Annotated in this window: 11 protein-coding genes; 7 read left to right on the top strand and 4 right to left on the bottom strand. The window is 38.2% G+C overall.

What is annotated here, in order from left to right:
- Nucleotides 1-7: 7 nt before the first annotated feature.
- Both ACR1PO_RS12590 and ACR1PO_RS12585 read right to left on the bottom strand, forming a co-directional pair.
- Entirely contained in the window at nt 8-1,012 is a 1,005-nt protein-coding gene (locus ACR1PO_RS12590; protein WP_332388508.1) for a cytochrome d ubiquinol oxidase subunit II, read from the bottom strand.
- Nucleotides 1,009-2,352, bottom strand: coding sequence for a cytochrome ubiquinol oxidase subunit I (locus ACR1PO_RS12585; RefSeq protein WP_332388507.1), 1,344 nt, complete (start codon nt 2,350-2,352; stop codon nt 1,009-1,011). Before ACR1PO_RS12585 ends, ACR1PO_RS12590 begins: the two co-directional genes overlap by 4 nt.
- A 234-nt stretch (nt 2,353-2,586) precedes the next feature.
- On the opposite strand from ACR1PO_RS12585, the gene gyrB reads away from it, so the two are divergent.
- The 6 genes from gyrB (at nt 2,587) to ACR1PO_RS12555 (ending at nt 11,068) form a co-directional block, all read left to right on the top strand.
- On the top strand, nt 2,587-4,521 hold the full coding sequence (gene gyrB / locus ACR1PO_RS12580) for a DNA topoisomerase (ATP-hydrolyzing) subunit B (protein WP_002980541.1): 1,935 nt from the start codon (nt 2,587-2,589) through the stop codon (nt 4,519-4,521).
- 81 nt (nt 4,522-4,602) lie between these two features.
- Nucleotides 4,603-5,025, top strand: a complete 423-nt coding sequence (locus tag ACR1PO_RS12575) for a DUF5684 domain-containing protein (RefSeq protein WP_332388506.1) — start codon at nt 4,603-4,605, stop codon at nt 5,023-5,025.
- A 402-nt stretch (nt 5,026-5,427) separates the two neighbouring features.
- Entirely contained in the window at nt 5,428-7,320 is a 1,893-nt protein-coding gene (locus ACR1PO_RS12570; protein ID WP_433986965.1) for a DUF3858 domain-containing protein, read from the top strand.
- A 2-nt stretch (nt 7,321-7,322) separates the two neighbouring features.
- Complete coding sequence (locus ACR1PO_RS12565; RefSeq protein WP_332388503.1) at nt 7,323-9,257, top strand: transglutaminase-like domain-containing protein; 1,935 nt, start codon at nt 7,323-7,325, stop codon at nt 9,255-9,257.
- Between the two features lie 91 nt (nt 9,258-9,348).
- Entirely contained in the window at nt 9,349-10,173 is an 825-nt protein-coding gene (locus ACR1PO_RS12560) for an RsiV family protein (protein ID WP_332388502.1), read from the top strand.
- A gap of 43 nt (nt 10,174-10,216) precedes the next feature.
- Nucleotides 10,217-11,068 (top strand): diacylglycerol/lipid kinase family protein, encoded by an 852-nt coding sequence (locus ACR1PO_RS12555; protein ID WP_433987174.1) that lies wholly within the window; start codon nt 10,217-10,219, stop codon nt 11,066-11,068.
- 182 nt (nt 11,069-11,250) lie between these two features.
- On the opposite strand, the gene ACR1PO_RS12550 is transcribed toward ACR1PO_RS12555, so the two are convergent.
- Nucleotides 11,251-12,531 (bottom strand): dicarboxylate/amino acid:cation symporter, encoded by a 1,281-nt coding sequence (locus ACR1PO_RS12550; protein ID WP_433986964.1) that lies wholly within the window; start codon nt 12,529-12,531, stop codon nt 11,251-11,253.
- Between the two features lie 168 nt (nt 12,532-12,699).
- Nucleotides 12,700-14,388, bottom strand: coding sequence for a gamma-glutamyltransferase (gene ggt / locus ACR1PO_RS12545; protein WP_433986963.1), 1,689 nt, complete (start codon nt 14,386-14,388; stop codon nt 12,700-12,702).
- A gap of 235 nt (nt 14,389-14,623) precedes the next feature.
- Between ggt and ACR1PO_RS12540 the strand changes: the two genes are divergently transcribed.
- Complete coding sequence (locus tag ACR1PO_RS12540) at nt 14,624-17,461, top strand: TonB-dependent receptor plug domain-containing protein (RefSeq protein ID WP_433987173.1); 2,838 nt, start codon at nt 14,624-14,626, stop codon at nt 17,459-17,461.
- Nucleotides 17,462-17,509 lie beyond the last annotated feature (48 nt).

The following is a 17,509-nucleotide window of genomic DNA, read 5'->3' as shown; positions in this document are numbered from 1 at the left end:
ACCTTACTTATTTTCTCAGTTTACTGAAAGAAGCCATCAGGTAAAATAAAAACGGAAGAATAAACAATGATCCCAGCATCAGGGCCCATCCCAATGCGGCAATCGTTTTTTCAGGGGCCATATGCTCCAGTAGTGAAAGATGCTGTCCGTTTCCCAATAAAATAATATCCGGATTATGCTGATAGGTTGCCGCAACTAAAATCATCACCATCTGAAATCCAGCCAATGCACGTACCGGAAGCAGTTTTTGACGGTTCATTGCTCGTAGGACGAGTAATAGCGCAATTGTTGCAAAAGCAATTGCCATAATCCCCAAAGGCTTCGAAAATACCCACATCAAAAGTGGAATGTCTGAAATATAAGCCGTAACAAATACCAATATTCCTGTAACCACAACAAAGATCATCGTCTGCTTGGATTTTCTTATCATTAATAAAAGATCGGCCTTATCACGCGTTTCTCTTAATGAAAAGATAGAAGCAAGATAAGCACAAAGCGCTACCGTAAATAAGCCCACAGAAACCCCAAACCAGTTCAGCCAGCTGAAAACATACAAATCCAGAAAACCTGCTGCATCAGGGTTGATGGAATGTGAAACTGTTGCAGCAGCAATTAATCCTAAAAAGAAAGGTGTTAACAGGCTCGCGTAGTAGAAAATCTGGGTGTATAAAACCTGCCAGTTATCCTTTACAGCATCATAATGTCTGAATGTAAACGCCGTTCCTCTCGCAATAATTCCCAAAAGCATCAGAACCAAAGGAATATGAAGGTAGGTAGACATCGTGGTATAAATTTCCGGAAATCCTACAAAAAGAATTACAATGGCAATGATCAGCCACATATGGTTGGCTTCCCATACAGGAGCTATGGATTCATACATGATTTCCTGAGTTTTATGACGGGCTTTTTTATTCGTGAAGAGTTCCACAATTCCTGCCCCGAAATCAGCACCTCCCAGAATAATATAAAGACAGATGGAAAGCCAGAGAAAACCTATTACAATGTAAATCATGATTTTTTGTTTTTATCGTTAAACTGAGAATCGGTAGGGTCGTAAAGTTTCGGTACCATCTGAATCTGTCTTTTTAAAAGGAAAATAAGGATCAGTGATAAGGATACAAAAATTGCGGTGAAGAAATAGAATGAATATTGTATTCCCGGCATCGGGGTTACGGCATCTACAGTTCTCATAATGCCGTAGATAATCCATGGCTGTCTTCCCACTTCAGTTACGGTCCATCCTGCTTCCAGTGCAATATATCCAAAAGGTGTTGCGATGAGGAAGGTTTTTAACAGCCAGTTTTTGTTCAGCCATTCTTTTCTGAAGAAAAAAGCATATAAATAGACAGCTCCGATAACAATCATGACCACACCAAAGAAAATCATGATTTGAAAAGCATAATGAACAACTGCAACCGGAGGCCACTCATCTCTCGGAAAATCTTTAAGACCTTTTACTTCGGAATTGAAATCGTTGCTTACCAGGAAGCTCAAAACCTTTGGAATTTTCACTGCATATTTCACTTCTTCATTTTTCTCATCTGGAATTCCTCCAATCACGAATGAAGCTCCTTTTTCAGTTTCAAAATGCGCCTCCATAGCCGCCAGTTTGATGGGCTGTCTTTCCGCAACGGATTTAGCCGCGACATCACCGCTTAAAGGAGCGCCAAAAGCTCCGATAAGGGCAAAGCCCACCGCAATTCTAAAAGCTTTGGTATGAAATTCAATATTCCTTTTTCGCATGATCATAAAGGCGTGAACTCCTGCAACTGCAAATCCTGTCGCACAAAATGCTGCCACTGTCATATGAAGAGCCTGAGGAAACCATGCATCATTGAACATTGCTTTTATAGGATCTATATTAAGGTACTGCCCGTTAATATAATCAAAACCGGTCGGTGAATTCATCCATGAGTTGGCTGCCACCACCAGAATTCCGGAGGCAAGTCCGCTTAGCCCCACAAGAAATCCGCAGAACCAGTGAAACCATTTATTAAACCTTTCCCAGCCATAGAGAAAGAACCCAATGGCAATTGCTTCAATAAAAAAGGCTGTTCCTTCCAGAGAAAAAGGCATTCCGAAAATAGGACCGGCATGTTTCATAAAACCGGGCCACAAAAGTCCCAGTTCAAAGGAAAGCATTGTTCCGGAAACAGCTCCGGTGGCAAAAAGGATAGCCACCCCTTTGCTCCATGCTTTTGTTAATCCTTTATATACTTCATTGTTGGTTTTAAGATATTTCCAATGGGCAAAAGCCATCAGAAAAGGCATCACCATACCCACACAGGAGAATATGATATGAAAGCCCAGGGAAAGTGCCATCTGAGCACGTGCTGCTATAAAATCATCCATAATATCAACTTTTCAGTAAATAAATTTACGCATAAATTATTGATGATGAATATGATTTACAACAGTTGATATTTCACCAATACATTTTAATTTTGATTCTTTTATTGACTTCTTATCCCTTATGTCTGGGCTAAGAAAACACTCCATTTTTTTGACACTTTTTAACTTTCATACCTCGAAAAAAATCACGATATTTGTAAGTCTTTGCATAGAGCAGGATTTTTAATATTTAATATGAGTCAAAAACAATATACAGCTAGTAGTATTCAGGCATTGGAAGGAATGGAACACGTTCGTATGCGTCCTTCAATGTACATTGGTGATGTAGGAGTCAGAGGACTTCACCACTTGGTTTATGAAGTAGTAGATAACTCTATTGACGAAGCTTTGGCAGGATACTGCGATACGATCTTCGTTAGCATCAAGGAAGGAAACGGAATTGAAGTAAGTGATAACGGTAGAGGTATCCCGGTTGATTTCCACGAAAAAGAGCAGAAATCAGCCCTTGAAGTTGTAATGACTAAAATCGGAGCCGGAGGTAAGTTTGATAAAGACTCTTATAAGGTTTCAGGAGGTCTTCACGGGGTAGGGGTTTCGTGTGTGAATGCACTTTCCAATGAGATGATCACTACTGTTTACAGAGACGGAAACGTTTACCAGCAGATTTATTCCAGAGGAAAAGCGCAGACCGGTGTTGAAGAGATCGGTCACAGCGAAAGAAGAGGAACCAAGCAGTTTTTCCAGCCGGATGATACTATATTTACAGAATTAGTTTACAATTACGATACATTAGCAAGCCGTTTAAGAGAGCTTTCTTACCTTAATAAAGGGATTACCATTACGCTTACCGATGAAAGAGAAAAATTGGAAGACGGATCTTTCCGTTCAGAAGTTTTTCATTCTGAAGGCGGATTGAAAGAGTTCGTTGCTTACATTGACGGTAACCGTGAATCTATCATGGAGCATGTGATTTTCATGGAAGGAGAAAGAGATGATATCCCGGTAGAAGTAGCAATGCGTTATAACACTTCGTTCAATGAGAATCTTCACTCTTATGTTAACAACATCAATACCCATGAAGGGGGAACTCACCTGGCAGGTTTCAGACGTGCTTTGACGAGAACCCTTAAGAAATATGCTGATGATTTAGGGATTCCACAGAAGGAAAAAGTAGAAGTTACAGGAGATGACTTCCGTGAAGGGTTAACAGCTGTAGTTTCCGTAAAAGTAATGGAGCCTCAGTTTGAAGGACAGACTAAAACAAAATTAGGAAACTCTGAAGTTTCCGGTGCTGTAGATAAAATTGTAGGGGAAATGCTTACCAATTTCCTTGAAGAAAACCCAAATGAAGCGAAACAGATTGTTCAGAAAGTGGTTTTGGCAGCAAAAGCAAGGCAGGCTGCTAAGAAAGCCCGTGAAATGGTTCAGAGAAAATCTCCGATGGGAGGTTCTGGTCTTCCGGGAAAACTGTCTGACTGTTCATCAAAAGATCCGGCAGAATCTGAGATCTTCCTTGTAGAGGGAGATTCCGCAGGGGGTACTGCCAAGCAGGGAAGAGACAGACACTTCCAGGCAATTCTACCGTTAAGAGGTAAAATCCTGAATGTAGAAAAATCAATGCTTCATAAAGTGTATGATAACGAAGAGATCAGAAATATCTATACAGCTCTTGGAGTTTCTGTAGGAACTGAGGAAGACAGCAAAGCATTGAACTTATCAAAACTGAGATACCACAAGATCGTTATCATGACCGATGCCGATATTGACGGATCTCACATTTCTACACTGATTCTTACTTTCTTCTTCAGATATATGAAAGAACTTATTGAGAACGGTTATATCTATATTGCTCAACCGCCTTTATACCTGTTAAAGAAAGGAAACAAAAAAGTATACGCTTACAACGAAAAAGAACGTGAAGAGTTTACTTTGGAAATGTCTCCGGACGGAAAAGGGGTAGAAGTACAGCGTTACAAAGGTCTTGGAGAAATGAACCCGGAGCAGCTCTGGGAAACAACCCTTAACCCGGAACACAGAATTCTGAAGCAGGTAACCATTGATAATGCGGTGGAAGCAGACAGTATTTTCTCCATGTTGATGGGAGACGAGGTTCCGCCAAGAAGAGAATTTATTGAGAAAAATGCGAAATATGCCAAAATTGATGCATAAACGTTTTTAAAAATATAATAAAAAAGCTTCCGATTATTTGGAAGCTTTTTTTATATTTGGACAAATCAAAAAACAAATAATATGTTAACTCTTTTACAAACAGACCCTTATAACGGGACAGATGCCGTGTCTGGCGCAGCCGCTGCAGGCATAGGGATGGGAGCTATGTTCTTCGGATTATTGTGCTATATATTCTATGGATATTGCATGTACAAGATCTTTCAGAAAGCAGGAAGACAGGATGCATGGGCAGCTTTTATTCCTATTTATAATACAATTGTATTGCTGGAAATCGTGAAAAAACCAATCTGGTGGTTCATCCTTTTCTTTATTCCATTGGTTAATATTTTTGCATGCTGGGTGGTATATGACAGGCTTGCCAAAGGATTTGGAAAAGAAACACCACTTTACACGATTCTGATTCTCCTTTTCGGATTTATTTTTATTCCGGTATTGGGCCTTGGAAGTGATCAGTTCGATAGCAAGCGTATTCCAAATGATTAAATAATATAAGAAAGAGAAAATTAAAGACTTCAGCAATGAGGTCTTTTTTATTGCTACCATCATTTGTAGAATTAATTGTACTCCTGTTTCAAATTAATTCTACACCTTTTGAATTATATGAATTCTAAATTATTCTAAATTTGAAACGCAGACAATATGAAGCTTATCCCTTCATGTAGCAGAATACATATTCTTCTTTCAATATAGAATGAATACAAATATTCTGCTTTAACTTTTCAGAAATTACTAATGAAAAGTTGATAATGTGTTCATAGCCTTATAGGTACATTTCAAAACAGTACTTTTTTTAAGTATTAGGTTAAGGGCTTCACTGGTTGAAGTCTTTTATATTTTTTTTAACAGTTATTAAGATTTTCTTATTTTTGCATCATCTTAATAACTATGATGAAAATATTAGTCCTTGGGGCTTTATCTACCGCCTCATTATATTTTGCACAAAGCTATCCTGCTTCTGCAATTCCGGAGAATCTGAAGAAAAACGCTAACGTCGTTATACGGAAGGATTTTACAACTGTTCAGATCAATAAAGTTGATGAAATAAAGTATCAGCATAATACGGTAACTACAGTTTTAAATAAAGATGGTGACGATGAGGCAGTAGCTTACATTCCTTATGATAAGTCAAAAAGTATTTCGAATATAAAGGTTACAATCTATGATGAATCAGGAAAAAAAATTAAAAGTGTTTCAAAATCTGATTTTAAAGATGTAGCTAACAATCCTCAGGGAGTTTTTTATTCTGATAACAGGATATTGGTTTATTCGTATACGCCGGTTCAATATCCCTATACTATTGATTTTTCCTATGAAGTGGAAGATGAAGACACCGTTTTCATTCCGGATTTTGTGCCTTTTAACGCTACCAAAATAGCTCTGGAAGAAGCACAGTTTAAAATCATTAACAATTCGGGAATAGAACTCAGATCTAAAATTTACCCATCAAAATACAACTATACTTCCGTGATAGAAAGCGGTAGTGGAAATGATAAAACATATACCTATAAAAATGTACCTGCAATAGACGATGCTTTTATGATCCCGCAGCCTGTTAAAATCTTACCTGCGGTCAACTTTGCTCTTGCAAAATTCAGCCTCGCAGGGAAGCAGGGAACTTTGAATAACTGGACAGATTTCGGAACCTGGATTTACAATGATCTTTTGGTGCCCGTTTCTGCGTCTACTCCTGCTATTAAAGCCGAGGTTGCTTCTTTACAATTACAGGGATCTGTAGAAGATAAAGTAAAGAAAATTTATCAGTATATGCAGAATAAAACCCGGTATATAGCTGTTTCATTAGGGATAGGAGGCTGGCAGCCCATGCTGCCGGATGAAGTTCAGAAAAAAGGATATGGTGACTGCAAGGGACTTACCAACTATATGAAGATTCTTTTGAATGAAGCGGGAATTCCTTCTAATTATTGTATCATCAATTCCGGGCGTTCACAGGTTTCCTTTGATCCGGAATTTCCGTCTATGGGGGGAAATCATATTATTCTTATGGTTCCGACAGAAAAAGGAAATATATGGCTTGAAAATACCTCTCAGCAAATTGCTTTCAACCATTTAAGTTACAGTACCACCGACAGAAATGTGCTTGCTGTAACTCCGAAAGGAATAGAACTGATTAATACACCCGTTTATAAAGCGGAACAGAACAAGGAAAAGCAGAAACTGAGAGTCAACCTTAATGAGGATAACAGTCTTACGGGAAGCGGCAGCTTTTCCTATACCGGAAATCAATATGATTACAATTTAAGTTTTGCCAATCTTGATCCTAAGGAAAAAAATGATGCGATAAAAAGGAGGTTTGATATTTTAAACTTTGAAAAAGTTGAAATGAAAAATTTTAATAACGACAGAGACAATGCCATTATTACCTATGATCTGGATTTTAAGACCAATAATTTCTCTAAAAAAGCTGGAAACAGCCTCCTGTTCAGATCTGTACCTATTTTTACTGATGCTGTCTTTAAAACGGATGAAAACCGTGAGCTTCCTTTTGAAGTAGGGATGTCTTATGAGGACGAATATGAAATTGCTTTTGTAGTCCCTTTGGGCTATAAAGTAGATGAAGTTCCTGACAACTCAAATATCACTTCTGAATTCGGATCCTATAAGCTGAGTTTTGTTAAAAGTGACGGGCAGATAATGGTGACCAGGAAAATGCAGATTAATAAAGGATTATATCCTAAAGAAAAGTACAACGACTATATCAGTTTCAGAAAGAAAATTCTGAATATGGACAATTCAAAAATTTTAATAACAAAAATATAACCATGAAAAAAATAATAGTATTGCTTCTTTGCTCTGCCAATGCAATATTGCTGAATGCTCAGAAGAAATATGAATTTCTGAATCCACCTAAGTTTAACGAGGCAGATCTGTCTAAAGCAAAATCTTTATTAGATGAAAATGCTCCTGCCGAAATTTTGTACAAATCTGCTTATTTTATGGTAGATGCCAATACGGGTAATCTTCACAAAAGATATTTTTACAGAGTTAAGATATATGATAAAGATAAAGCTGAAGACTGGCTGAATCTTGAAATTCCTATTTATAATGTCGGGACCAACAGGGAATCGTTGGGGAAGTTCAAGGCATTTACCTATAACCTTGAGAATGGAGCTGCTGTTCCTGTAAAGGTGGAAAAGAGTTCTCAATATAAAAGTAAAGAGAATAAATATGTTACGCTGACAAAATTTGCTTTTCCAGGCGTAAAAAACGGATCTGTCATAGAATATCAGTATGAAATTGTATCCCCGTTCCGGTTTATGATTCCGGAAGTACTGATAGAGTCTGATACCCCTTCACTGAATACAGAATATGTTTTTGATGCACCGATCAATATGTCTTATAATGTAAACTATACCGGAGGTATTACGCCTAAGTACAGGGAAATGGAGGAGAGGCAGTTGTATGGCACTCAATATAAGACCTTTAGATTTGCTTATGAAAATTTAACCGGTTTTAAAACTGAGAAATTTGTAAGAAATGACAGGAATTTCAGAACCAAAATAAGTGCGGAGCTGAACTCCACTAATTTCGGTGAGCTTAAGCTGTATTCATCTTCATGGGACCAGATTGCCAAGAGACTTTATGAAAGTGAAGACTTTGGAGGAGAACTGAAAAGAACAAAGCTTGCCAAAGAAAATATGCCTGCAGGAGTTTCGGAAATGAAGACTGATCTTGAAAAGGCAAATGCTATTTTTTCATACGTACAGAAAACTTTTACCTGGAATAAAGATAAAGGAATTTATACTGAAGACGGGATTAAGAAGCTTTTGGAAACGAAAACAGGGAATGATGCAGAAATTAATCTTTTTCTTGTTATGATGCTTCGTGAAGCAGGTCTTAAGGCTGATCCACTGGTTATTTCTACCGTAGAAAACGGCCTTATCAATCTGGTGTCTCCTAACGTATCCAATATGAATTTTGTGCTGGCAGCTATCAAGCTGGATGATCAGTTACATATTTATGATGCTACCTCCAAACAGTCTTCATTGGATGAAATTCCTCTTAAAAACTGGAACCAGTATGGAATCCTGGTAACCAAGGATAAAGCGCTGCAGATTCAGATGGCTAATCTGAAATCAAGCAATACTTACCTTACCGTGAATGCCAGAATTAATGATGACGGAAGTATTTCCGGAACCTATTCAGATAAAGATACGGGTGCATATGCAATGTATGTTAAAGACAGCTATGATGATAATCCTGAAAAATATAAAAAACAGTATAAAGAAAACTTCTCAATAGATTTTACGGATATCGATTCAAAAGTATTGGACAACGGCGAATTTGAAAGCAGTATGAAGTTTTCTTCAACAAACCTTATCGATAGGGTAGGAAAGAAAATGATCATTAATCCGATGCTGTTTTTAAATAAGAATTCCAATGAATTTGATCAGACTGAGGTCCGAAAATATCCTATCGATTTCGGATCGCCGATAACCAAAGTGAAAAAGGTTACTCTTGAAATCCCGGACGGATATGTGATTGAAGAAATGCCTAAAGAAAAAAAGATTGTAACGGAAGACAAAGAGATAGCATACACCTATTCTGTACAACAAAAAGGAAATAAACTGGAGGTCACCACTACTACAAAGGTTAACAGTTCAGACTATCCGAAAGAATATTATCCCGCATTTAAACAAATCTGGGGAGTAGCTTCGAAATTTGAAAACCAGGTGATCAGCCTTGTTAAAAAGTAATTTTTTAGCACGATTTACACAAAAAATAAAAAATTTTCAGAAACCATTCATCTTTTGAATGGTTTTTGTATTTGATACCAAAAAATAAATTATGAAAAACACGATTGCTGTTATAGCATTGTCTTCTTTCCTGGCCGTGGCTGCCTGTAAAAAAAGTGAAACAACAGGGCAGGCAGAAAAAACAGAAAACAAAGCAGCTGAAGAATTTGTAGTAGATTCTGTAAAAGTAAATGATTCTACAAAAATTACAGATTCCTTAAAAGTGAGCTTCACTTCAAAATTGTTGGTTTTCCCTACTTTAAAAGATAAAAAATTGCTGGACAGCATCTATTTCCAGAATGAAAAAATCAAAGACTTTTCCAAAGCCGGGCTTCAGGCTTATCTTGATAAAGAAAAGAATGATTATTTCAATTCTGTAAAAAATGATAATAAAGACTGGCTTTCAGATGTGACGTATGCCCAGAATTGGTATTCTAGCTCCCACATGAACCTGATTTCCAATAAAAATGGGTATATGCATATTCAGTATGTAGGAAGCGGCTATGAAGGAGGTGCCCATGATAATTACGGATTTTCAGAAAGGGTTTTTGATCTTAAAAACAACAGAAAACTGGAGTTGAAAGATATTACGTCAATGCCTAAAAATAAAATTGAAGCCATCCTGATGAAAAATATCGATAAAATTAACAGCGGAACGATGGATGGCGATGGGGAAGTTAAGAATTCAGAAATGTTATTGGTAGATAAAATTCCGGCTTCCGATAATTTCTATTTTGATGATAAAAACCTGTATTTCCACTACAGTCCTTATGAAATTGCAGCTTTTGCTGCCGGAGACATTACAATTCCTGTTTCATGGGAAGATCTGAAAGGCACCTTAAATGCAGAATTCAAAGAAAGAATGAAAATTAAGTAAATTAATGCTTCCAGTTCTGGAAGCATTTTTTAATTTTGTGGTGATGGACAAAGTAGCTTTTATTATCAATCCTTTTTCGGCCAAAAAAAACTATCAGCCGTTTTTGAACGAACTTAAAACGAAGGTTAAAGACCCGTTGTATTACGTGTCAGAATCTATTCCAGGAACAGACAGGTTTATTCAGGCTCATTTTGGGGAAGTGGATATTTTTGTGGCAATAGGAGGGGACGGTACCATTTCTACAGTAGCCAAAAACCTTATTAATACTGAAAAAATTCTTGCAATTTTTCCGGCCGGCTCTGGAAACGGGTTTTCCAATGAAACACAATTCAGCAAAAATCTGGATGAACTTTTGGAAAAAATAAAAGCAAAAAACTCCAGGAAGATTGATACATTTACTGTGAACGACAGGCTTTCCATCAATGTTTCAGGAACAGGTTTTGACGGTAAAGTAGTAAAGGAGTTTGAGAAAACAAGCCGGGGATTCAAAAACTATATCAAAGTTTCCCTGAAAACTTTCTTCAATTATAAGCCGATCAAAGTAAAATTTTTCGATGAAGCATATCAGCAGTACAATGGAAGATACCTGATGATGAACATTGCCAATACCCGTCAGTTTGGCAACAATGCATACATTGCTCCCAAAGCCAGCAAAAGTGATGGTTTGGTTGATATGGTTCTAGTGAAAAAGTTCCCGTTGACGTATTCTGCTCTTTTTGCTTTCAGAATGTTTACCAAAAGACTTAAAGATGATGAATATGTCACTTATCTTCCCGTCTCTGAAATATCATTTAAAGTCAATACCAAAAACTGGCACCTTGATGGTGAATTCAATAAGATCAAATCACCCATTCACGTTAAAGTACAGCCTTCAAGTTTGAATATTTTGGTTTAAGGTTCAAGGTTTTGAGTTTAAAGCTACAAAAAGATAGTTTAAAGTTATCAGTTGCTGGTTGTTAGTTACTGATAAAATTCACCATTCACTTGCCAGGCAAATTCACTATTGACCTTAATAAACTTCCACTGAAACTTCATAGAATACTTCCTTATAGCTGCAATCTAAGATCTGCCACCGATCTACACTTCCAGCTTTTTCTCTACTTCAGCAGGATGATTCAGGCAGTATTGAAGCCGGTTCCTGTCAAGCTGCTTTTCCCAGTTGGCAACGACAACGGTAGCTACAGAATTTCCAATAACGTTTGTTAAAGCTCTGCATTCACTCATAAACTTGTCAATTCCGAGAATTAAGGTCATTCCCGCAATTGGAATTTCAGGAACCACAGCCAATGTTGCTGCGAGAGTAACAAACCCAGCGCCTGTAACACCTGCTGCACCTTTTGAACTTAACATCGCTACCAGAAGGAGCATAAGCTGCTTTTCAACAGGTAGATGAATGTTTAATGCCTGTGCAATAAAAAGAGAGGCAAGTGTCATATAAATATTGGTTCCGTCAAGATTGAAAGAATATCCTGTAGGAACTACCAGACCTACAATAGCTCTTGAACAGCCGGCTTTTTCAAGTTTTTCCATGATTCCCGGTAAGGCAGATTCCGAAGAACTGGTTCCCAGAACAAGAAGAAGCTCTTCTTTAAGGTAAAAAAGGAATTTGAAAATGTTAAAACCGTTATACCAGGCCACAGCTCCCAGTACGATAACTACAAAAAGAACAGACGTAATATAGAATGTACCGACAAGGAAGAGCAGATTCAGTACAGAATGAAGTCCATATTTTCCGATGGTAAAGGCCATTGCTCCGAAAGCTCCGATTGGCGCAAGCTTCATAAGCATATGTACGATTTTAAAAACAGGAGTTGAGAGATCCTGTAAAAAGTCAGTTACTTTCCGGCTTTTTTCTTTTGTTAAAACCAAAGCAACTCCCATTAAAATAGCCACCAGCAGAACCTGAAGGATATTATCTCCTACCAAAGGACTGAATAAAGTCTCCGGGATAATATTCATAATGAAGCCCGTAAGAGTAGATTCATGTGCTTTTGCCTGATATTGTGAAACATCTCCTGAAAGGGTAGAAGGATTAATATTTAAACCATGTCCCGGTTGTAGAATGTTTCCTACTATTAACCCGATAATAAGAGCGAGGGTTGAAAAAGTGAAAAAGTAAATCATTGCCTTTATTGCAATTCTTCCTACTTTTTTTAAATCGGTCATGTGGGCAATTCCCAGCGTAAGTGTAATGAAGATAACCGGAGCGATAATCATTTTCACTAATTTGATAAATCCATCTCCCAAAGGTTTCATTTTTTCTCCCAGTTCAGGATAAAACTTTCCAAGAAGAATACCTGCAATAATTGCGATAATGACTTGAAAATAAAGCTGATTGTATATTTTTTTTGCTTTCAAAGAACAGTCGTTTTGTTTTTTTAAGGGCGAAAATTAAGAAAATTTATCTAAAAACATGACAAAAGTCATTGAAAAGAATCTGTAAGACTGGTTTTATAAGGAGTAAAAAGTTCCGGCTTCATTCGAAGAATGAAGCCGGAACTTTACTTTTTGATAATTGTGAAATGTTTATTCCACGGCTACGGAATCATCCCCACGGCCGTCTGCCACTGCATGGATATTTCCGTTTTCATCAAGAACGATCATTTCTGTTTTTCCGATGTATTTTGTCTTTTCAATAACATAATTTTTACTCTTCAGTTCAGAAATAGTACTTTCAGGGAAATTGTTCTCTACCGTAATGGTTTCCGGAAGCCACTGATGGTGGAACTTTGGTGCATTTACTGAGAGATTGGCGTTCAGTTTAAAATCTACAACATTCACAATAGACTGGTATACTGATGTTGGAATAGTTGTTCCTCCGGGAGTTCCCACTACCATATAAGGCCTTCCGCCTTTCAGGATAATGGTTGGGGTCATAGATGAAAGCATTCTTTTATTAGGCTGAATGGAATTGGCTTCTCCACCCACAGCTCCGAACATATTCGGTACACCCGGCTTGATTGAGAAATCATCCATTTCATTATTTAAAAAGAATCCTGCTCCGGAAACTAAAACTTTACTTCCGTAATATCCGTTAAGGGTTGTGGTTACTGAAGCAGCATTTCCATCCTTATCCAATACGGAAATATGAGTAGTCTGCATTGATTCCTTAGGCTGTTCTATGATTTTGCCAACTTCTGCACTTGGGGTAGCTTTATCAAAACTGAAACTTTTCCATCTGCCTTTCAGGTATTCGTCAGAAATCAGGTAAGAAGTTTTGTCCTGAATAAAATCAGGGTCACCCATATATTCTGCTCTGTCTGCGAAAGCTCTTCTTTCTGCTTCAGCCATAATCTGAACTGCTTTTGTTGAGTTCTGCTGATATTTTTCCAGGTTTTCAAAACTTGCCATCCTCAGCATCTGTGCAAGCAACACTCCTCCGCTTGATGGTAGAGGCATGGTGACAACATCATTTCCTTTATAATCAAATTCAAGAGCTTTTCTTTCTGCAACTTTATAGTTTTTAAGATCTTCCAGAGTGATGATTCCGTTTCCTCTTTTCATTTCAGCAACCAGGAGTTCAGCTGTTTTCCCTTCATAAAAACCTTTGGCTCCTGATTTCTGGATTCGTTTTAAAGTCTCGGCCAGGTCTTTCTGAATTAACAGATCTCCGGCTTTCCAGGGAGTATCTTTTACAAAAATGATAGAAGATTTATTATGCTTCTGGAATTTTTCTCTTTGGCTGTTCAGCATTTCTGCCTCTTTGTCTGTGATGGCAAACCCTTTTTCTGCGAGATCAATGGCAGGCTGGATGATCTTTTCCATCGGCAGCTTGCAATACTTCAAGGTAGCAAAAAATCCTGCCACACTTCCAGGAACGCCTACTGCCAGTCTTCCGTTTTGAGAAAGATCCGTATCTGCCTTTCCTTTTTTGTCGATATACATATCCCGTGAAGCTTTTTTAGGAGCAGTTTCCCTGTAGTCCAATGTGAATTTTTCCCCATTGTTTTTTACCCCTACCAGAAACCCGCCGCCGCCAATATTTCCGGCCTGCGGATACACAACGGCAAGGGCGTACTGTGTGGCTGTAACAGCGTCGTAAGCATTTCCGCCCATCTTTAAGATTTTGGCTCCCGCTTCACTGGCCAGCGGGTGCGCAGAGACTACCACACCTTTATTTTTTACCTGTACTTCCTTGATGATATTGATGTCAGTAAATTGAGCCCAGCTGAGCTGAGCTGCCAAAAGCATCGAAGCAATTAAAATCTTCTTCATATGATTGTTTTTTCTTGAAACAAAATTATTGAATTTTTTATACAAAACTTATTGTTCAGATGGTTGTGAAAATTATTTAAAGTATTTGTTGTTTTAATGTTAAAATGTGTGATAAATTGGTTATTATTTAGTATAAAATAAATTGTATTGAATTTGTTTTATGAAATGCGGTCTTTTATTGAATAATAAATATGATTTATATCATGATTTTGTTTACATTTGAAAAAAACAAATGATGAAAAAAAATTATAAAATTACCTCTCTGGGGGTTTTCTTTTTAGTTTCTGCCCATGGATATGCGCAGACAGGAGATTCAATACAGGTTAAAACTGTAGATGAAGTTAAAATTACTGTTGGATCGAGAAATAAAAGCAGGGTAGCTGTTGATACACCGGTTCCTGTGGATGTAATCAATATCGGATCTCAAGCACTTCTTAGCCCTCAAATGGATCTTAACCAGATTCTGAATTATGCAGCCCCCTCATTTACCTCCAATTCTACCACCGTTGCTGATGGAACGGATCATATTGATCCTGCTCAGCTGAGAGGATTGGGCCCTGATCAGGTTCTTGTACTTCTGAATGGGAAAAGGAGGCATACTTCATCCCTTGTCAATATTAACGGCTCACCCGGAAGAGGTTCCGTAGGGACTGATCTGAATGCGATTCCTGCTTTTTCCATTGAAAGACTCGAGCTATTGAGAGACGGCGCATCCGCACAATATGGCTCTGATGCCATCGCTGGTGTTATTAACGTTATCATGAAAAAAAATACGAATAATTTCACGGCAGCCATTACCGGAGGAGGTTTCAATTCAAAAGGATCCAACGATCACCAGGATGGCTGGGATGGAGAAAAATACCAGCTGGACCTCAACTACGGAGTAAAGCTCGGACAGAAAGGATTTGTTAATATGACAGCAAGCATTCTGAACCGGGACATGACGCGAAGAGCAGGAACAGCAACAGGAAATATCTTTAACGCTTACAATGCCATTGAACAGAGAGCCCGTGAAAACAGGGTGGATATCAACTCTTTATTTGGAAATATTGGAAATACACCCAATACTCAGCAGATTATCAATTATATTCATCAATATGCTTCCCAAGTGAATTATTTCAGTCCGGCCATGGTAACAGAGATACAAAAGGCTAATACAATCCCTGCGCTGCAATCAATTTTAAGGACTGATGTTACAGAGAATGAGCTGGCCTATAGGAGGCTGGAGAGAAGAGATTTTAATATGCGGGTCGGGCAGTCTAAACTGGAATCGGGACAGCTTTTTGTGAATTCAGAATTTGATATTTCTTCGTCTGTTCGTGGATATGCATTTGGAGGAGTTTCATACAGGAAGGGAAATGCGGGTGGATTTTATAGGAGACCCAACCAAAGCCGTACGCCTACTTCCCTTTACCCCAACGGCTTTCTTCCGGAAATTGATTCTGATGTGATTGATCTCTCATTGGCAGCCGGTTTTAAAGGGAAAGTAGGAAAGATCGGTTATGATATCAGCAATACTTTTGGTCAGAATACGTTTGATTATACGATAAAGAATACAGCTAATACTTCCATGTTACGTTCAGATAAAAGAGAGTTCAGGGCCGGAGGTTTAGGATTTCTGCAAAATACTGTTAATGCAGATTTTGATATCAGATTTGAATGGATGAAAGGTTTTAATATTGCCTTTGGTGCGGAGATGAGGCTGGAACGATATAAGATAAATAATGGAGAACAAGATTCATGGGCACTTTATGATATTCATGGGAATATACAGACTCCCGGAACAGATGCTTTACTAAAACCCACGGATTTTATGGGGGCAACCAGGCCGGGAGGAGCACAGGTATTTCCGGGATTCAGACCTGAAAATGCATTGGGAAAAGGGAGGAGTTCCGTAGCTGCTTATCTGGACACAGAACTGGATGTTACGACCCGACTTCTGATCAATACAGCTTTGAGGTTCGAGAACTATTCGGACTTTGGTTCTACTTTCAACTATAAAGTAGCATCGCGTTTTAGACTTACAGACCATATTAATATCAGAGCTGCCCATTCAACAGGCTTCAGAGCCCCTTCTCTGCAACAGATTTATTTTAATGCAACAGCTACCCAATTCGTTGGCGGTACAGCGTATGAGGTAGGCACCTTTTCCAATGATTCTGATGTGGCGCAGATTTTAGGTATTCCGCAACTAAAACAAGAAAAGTCCGGAAGTTTTTCTGTAGGTATTACTGCTAAGATTCCACAAGTGAATTTAACTTTTACCGTAGACGGATATTATATCAAAATAAAAAATAGAGTAGTATTAACAGATCAGTTTTCCAGACCTGTTGGTACATTTCCGGAAGGAAGTCCTCAATATGAACTTCAAAAGGGGTTTGATAAAGCTAATGCTAATGCTGCAACATTCTTTGCGAATGCCATCGATACCCAAACCAAAGGGGTAGAAGCGGTAGTCTCCCACAGGTGGAAAGCCTCTGACAAAGTATCGCTGAATTCTGATCTCGCAGCAACACTTTCCAAAACCAACAGGGTAGGAAATATTCATGGTTCTGATATTTTGGTTAATGCAGGACAGGTCAATAAGTATTATTCCGAAACCAGCCGCGTTTACCTTGAGGAAGCTGTGCCACGTTTTAAAGCTTCATTGAATAATGCTTTGGAGTTTAACAAATTTAGTATTCTTTTGAGGAATGTATATTTTGGAAAAGTTACTGACCCCAATACAACAGATGTAAATGGAGATGGTATCGTCAACAGTACTTTCATCAACGGGCAGGAGGTTCCTGTTGAACATCCTGTGTGGGGAGGTAAACTCATTACAGATCTTTCCATCGGATACCGGTTTACTAAAAGCTTTCGGCTGACGTTAGGTGCCAATAATTTGTTTGATATCTATCCGGACAGAAACATCGGACCCCAATCTTTAAAGATTCCCTCTGTAGATGCTGCAGGAAATGCAATCAGGAGTATTGATCTTACCAATCAGGATCAGTTTGTCTACTCCAGAAACGTTTCCCAGTTTGGAATGAATGGAAGATTTCTGTTTCTCAGATTAAATATGAGCCTGTAACTCATGAAGGTCTCACCTCTGTCTGCTAAATAGATTGTAATCGCCGGC

The organism is Chryseobacterium amylolyticum, from assembly GCF_051011775.1.
Taxonomy (GTDB): Bacteria; Bacteroidota; Bacteroidia; order Flavobacteriales; family Weeksellaceae; genus Chryseobacterium.
The sequence above is the reverse complement of the archived record's forward strand: the minus strand, read 5'-3'. Positions and strand labels throughout refer to the sequence as shown.